Here is a 4,007-nt window from a genome sequence, read left to right on the forward strand (position 1 = left end):
TTCCCTAGAGTACCACTCAGGGTTTTCGTAAAAATGCCATATCATGTATAGTAACCACCTGATTTTGATAAAAAACAGGTCCAGTATTACAGGGAGACCATAACAGCCCACCATTTACTTTCACAGGCAAAGAAAGCTGTTCCCATAAATGAGCTTTTATCCCTGAACAAGCTGCATCAGGTTGAACATTTGAAACCACACCTTCTGGGAGCCTGTGCAAAATCTCTCTTAAATAGCGCTGAACACCTGTAACTCTCTGAGATAGAGAGCGAGTATTAATATATATCATCTCACCTAATCAATTCCAACATGTCATTATTAATATTGAGTTTATACAAGCTTAGATTACAAATATCGGCTAATTTACCTTTATTTTTGCAACTAATAGTTTAAAAATCAGTGTCGAATAAAAAACAAAGAAAATAAACCCTGCCACATCAGCACGCCCAAATATGCAAAGGTAGGGAATGCCAAAAAACAACAAATACGGATATTTCTTACCTAACTTCAATACAAAGAATATAAGAAAAAAAACAACCATTGAGAACACATAATAAGTATAACCAGGAAAAGAAATACGTGCCTCAGCTATAGGACTGCCCCCTAAACAAACATTAGTAATATTTAGCGAACAAAATGACATACCTAACGGTTGATAGTCTACAGGTCTTAAAACATGTGGAAGCATTGAAAAAATACCATGGAAATAATTTGACTGACTCGACAAGTATGATAGCTGAAAGTGAGATAACGTCGATGTTAAGAAATTAACATACTGAGGCAGTATAAATTCATTAAACATTAAAGGTAAATCAACCAATGAAAACCCAGCTCCTCCTCTCACCACTGGTATTATCGAAAAAAAACGCACCAAAAACACAAACCAATGTAATCATTAATCGCCTTGTATACATAGGAAACAGTAGCAACGGCAGCAAAAATAAAACGAAATATTGTCTAGCACCTACCATTAGAATAGGCAACCACAAAAAACCAATACAAAGAAAAATTAAAACAGACCTATACCAGACCTCTTTTCTAGCACGATAATACAAGAATATGCTTAATGGAATAATTAACAATTGAAAATACAGGTTACCAAAAAATGACATTTGTTCTCTAGCAAAACGACCTCCATGTAGAACTAAATTAACAAGGCCAACATTCACAATCAACTGCACCCATAAAAGCAACCCTAAAGACAAAAACACCAAACAAACGAAGATTACTTTAGCATTTGAAATTCCCGCCACTCTAGCAACAACAGTATTATAGTTTTCATTTATATAGCTAAAATTCTCCTTTATAAAAATCACCATTAAAATAATATAGGCTGATAAAATTGAGACAAAGGAGTAGTAACTGTTAATTAAGATTACATCTGAATAAACATCGAAATAACTCACACCTAGCAAATCAGAGTAATAACCCCCTAGAACATAGGCACTTAAAAATAGCATCACAATTTGAATCGGAGATTTGCAGGGAGATCCAACAAAAAACACCCTAGAAATCAAATAAGCAAACCATACAGCAGAATATACCCCTAAAGAAGCGGTTGCCTCAAACAAAGTTACAGTTAAAAATAGTACAAGAAGCAAAATCTCAAATAATTTACTTTGCAGACTCATAATAATAAACCTTTGAGCCTTCCTTTGAGCATATTATAGTAATAAGTACTTTTCTCCGGCTTATAAAAATAAACAAATATTGCTACAAAGGGTCTAAACAAAAGCCTCAATTTGAAATATAAAGAAAAATTGTGATTTTTTCAAAATATAGCCTAATCCTACCCCATAGGCGTATGCTTTTTTACAGCTTTCACGGTTCATCTGTTGGATAATAATAGGGTGATTGATAGATAAATCAGACTTGTAATACATGGAGAATGTTGAAATAATTCTCAAAAAATAGTCTGCATCTTCCCCTGAACCAATGATACCAGGTGAACCTACTCCCATATTTTCATCAAACCCACCTACTTGATCAACAACCTTTTTCTTCATGAACACTGAAATAGAAGTAACCGTATTAAAAATATTATTTTTGGTTACAGGAGAGTCATAGCTAAGCCATGGTATAACAACTTGAACTCCCTCTTCATTGGTAACTGGCATACTAAATGCGTCAACGCTAGAGTCAGACTTAAATAATCCTAATATCTTTTCGAGCAAACAATCATCGCCAAACCAACAATCATCATCAGGGAAAGCAACTACTCCACCATCAATATGCTTTAAACCAAAATTTCTAGCTTTCGATAAACCTACAAAGTCGACATTAAAGTGCTTAATACAGATAGAGTGCTTATATTTATCTACCACATTATCTAAGTAGCCTTTATCATTTTGGTCAACCACAATCACTTCGAAATTTTGGTATGTTTGTTCAATTAAAGACTGAAATAATCTATCTAAATCATCAAACCTACCCAGGGTACATAAAATTAACGAGAATTTCATATTAACACTCTAAAAGTTTAGTTTTAAACACTGTAAAACAGCCAATAACTTTTTCACCCCAAATTTCACTTTTTCTTTGGCTTTGCAGTGATTTTTTAAGGTCTTCATCATTAAATAAAGTAGTCAATAAGTCATCAAATGTCTCAACAACTGGTCCAGCAACAAACTCATCATATTCAGTATACATTGCTCGATCTGTATTTTTATATTGGTCCAAGTCAAAAGGATAATAAATTATTGGGCGATCAAGCAAGAGGTAGTCATATGCTATTGACGAATAGTCTGTAATTAGCAAATCAGTCTCACAAATTAAATCATATGGATTTTCTTTTTCATGGACAAACTTAATATTTTTATACCCTGCAAAAGCATTTCTATCTATTTTCGTATTAATATGAAATTTCAACAATAAAAGGTCATTATTCCTCTCAAGATATTTATTTAAAACATCAAAATCGATTCCAGACTCAAACACAAAATTATCATTGCCATGACGGAACGTTGGCATGTATGTTATTAGTCGATTATATGTTAGAGACTGCTTCTTTTTCTCTTTATGCTCCATCATATAGTCTGTTCTAGGATATCCAGCACATAGGATATTTTTTTCTCAACTCTGAATGCCGACTGAAATAATTTAGCTACATAATTTGATGGAGCAAACATATAGCTAGGTCTCTGATATGGAATCGGGTTAATTATTTTAGAAATAAGTTCATTTTTAGGCTGATAAACTTTTTTCAAAGGTCCTTCACTGATATCAAATTCTATTTTTTTTAGAGGAATCCCATGCCATAAATTAACAAACACCGCCCTTCTTGAAAACCAAAAATTAATATCTGATACGTAAGAGTTATAAACATAGTACTTAGCACGCAAACACAAAAACACACCTCGTATGCTCCAACGATATGCAGACTTCATATTCTGTGCTTTTAGCTTGCTTCTTATAGATTTGCTGCTAGTTATCCATACGCAGTCATAATCTGATAGCTCCTTATCGCATTGCTCAAACAAATAACGTGAATTATCCGCATAGCTATTTTTAAAAGCACCAAATACAATTATTTTTTTATTCCTTATAAAAAACCTGATAAAAAATAAAAAAACCATAAAAAGTCTTTATAAAAAACTTCATTGCAAATACTAATTTAGACTGCATACTGCAGACCTCTTTTAATTTTAAACATATCTAGTTGCACTGTAGTCAATAGCGCCACACAAGATACAGTCACAGCTAACCATAAGTTAATATGATAAAAAATAAAAATAACAATCATAACGATAGAATAAATATAACAAAATACAGCTCTATATGAAATGCAAAATGACCCAACTCTATACTTAGCGTAAATAAAATATAATGTATTAAGCCATATTAGAGTTATAATCGCTGATAGCAAAGCGCCATAAATATGGTATTCAGGTATAAGGTAAATATTTGATATTATGTTAACAGTAAAAGTAGATAAGAGAAAAATACACCTTAAAAAGCTGATTATCAAAAACTGTAGGTAAAACACTATAAGCTGCTCCGGAGTACCT

The 4,007-nt window shown here is 32.5% G+C and carries 4 protein-coding genes and 1 pseudogene; all 5 read right to left on the reverse strand.

Going from position 1 to position 4,007, the window contains the following annotated elements; genetic code table 11:
- Positions 1 to 16: 16 nt before the first annotated feature.
- On the reverse strand, positions 17 to 289 hold the full coding sequence (locus BGC07_RS19410) for a glycosyltransferase family protein (protein ID WP_077216823.1): 273 nt from the start codon (positions 287 to 289) through the stop codon (positions 17 to 19).
- 69 nt (positions 290 to 358) lie between these two features.
- Positions 359 to 820, reverse strand: coding sequence for a hypothetical protein (locus tag BGC07_RS08590; protein WP_069312765.1), 462 nt, complete (start codon positions 818 to 820; stop codon positions 359 to 361).
- On the reverse strand, positions 813 to 1,631 hold the full coding sequence (locus BGC07_RS08595) for a hypothetical protein (RefSeq protein WP_069312766.1): 819 nt from the start codon (positions 1,629 to 1,631) through the stop codon (positions 813 to 815). Before BGC07_RS08595 ends, BGC07_RS08590 begins: the two co-directional genes overlap by 8 nt.
- 93 nt (positions 1,632 to 1,724) lie before the next feature.
- Positions 1,725 to 2,462, reverse strand: coding sequence for a glycosyltransferase family 2 protein (locus BGC07_RS08600; protein ID WP_069312767.1), 738 nt, complete (start codon positions 2,460 to 2,462; stop codon positions 1,725 to 1,727).
- Position 2,463: 1 nt separating this feature from the next.
- A pseudogene (locus BGC07_RS23865) lies at positions 2,464 to 3,575 on the reverse strand (CDP-glycerol glycerophosphotransferase family protein).
- Positions 3,576 to 4,007: the final 432 nt, after the last annotated feature.

Origin of the sequence: Piscirickettsia litoralis (assembly GCF_001720395.1) — a bacterium.
Classification (GTDB): Bacteria; Pseudomonadota; Gammaproteobacteria; order Piscirickettsiales; family Piscirickettsiaceae; genus Piscirickettsia; species Piscirickettsia litoralis.

Excerpts from the sequence above, each read along its gene's own strand:
- BGC07_RS19410 (WP_077216823.1), bottom strand. The coding sequence starts at position 289 with ATGATATATATTAATACTCGCTCTCTATCTCAGAGAGTTACAGGTGTT.
- BGC07_RS08595 (WP_069312766.1), bottom strand. The coding sequence starts at position 1,631 with ATGAGTCTGCAAAGTAAATTATTTGAGATTTTGCTTCTTGTACTATTT.
- BGC07_RS08600 (WP_069312767.1), bottom strand. The coding sequence starts at position 2,462 with ATGAAATTCTCGTTAATTTTATGTACCCTGGGTAGGTTTGATGATTTA.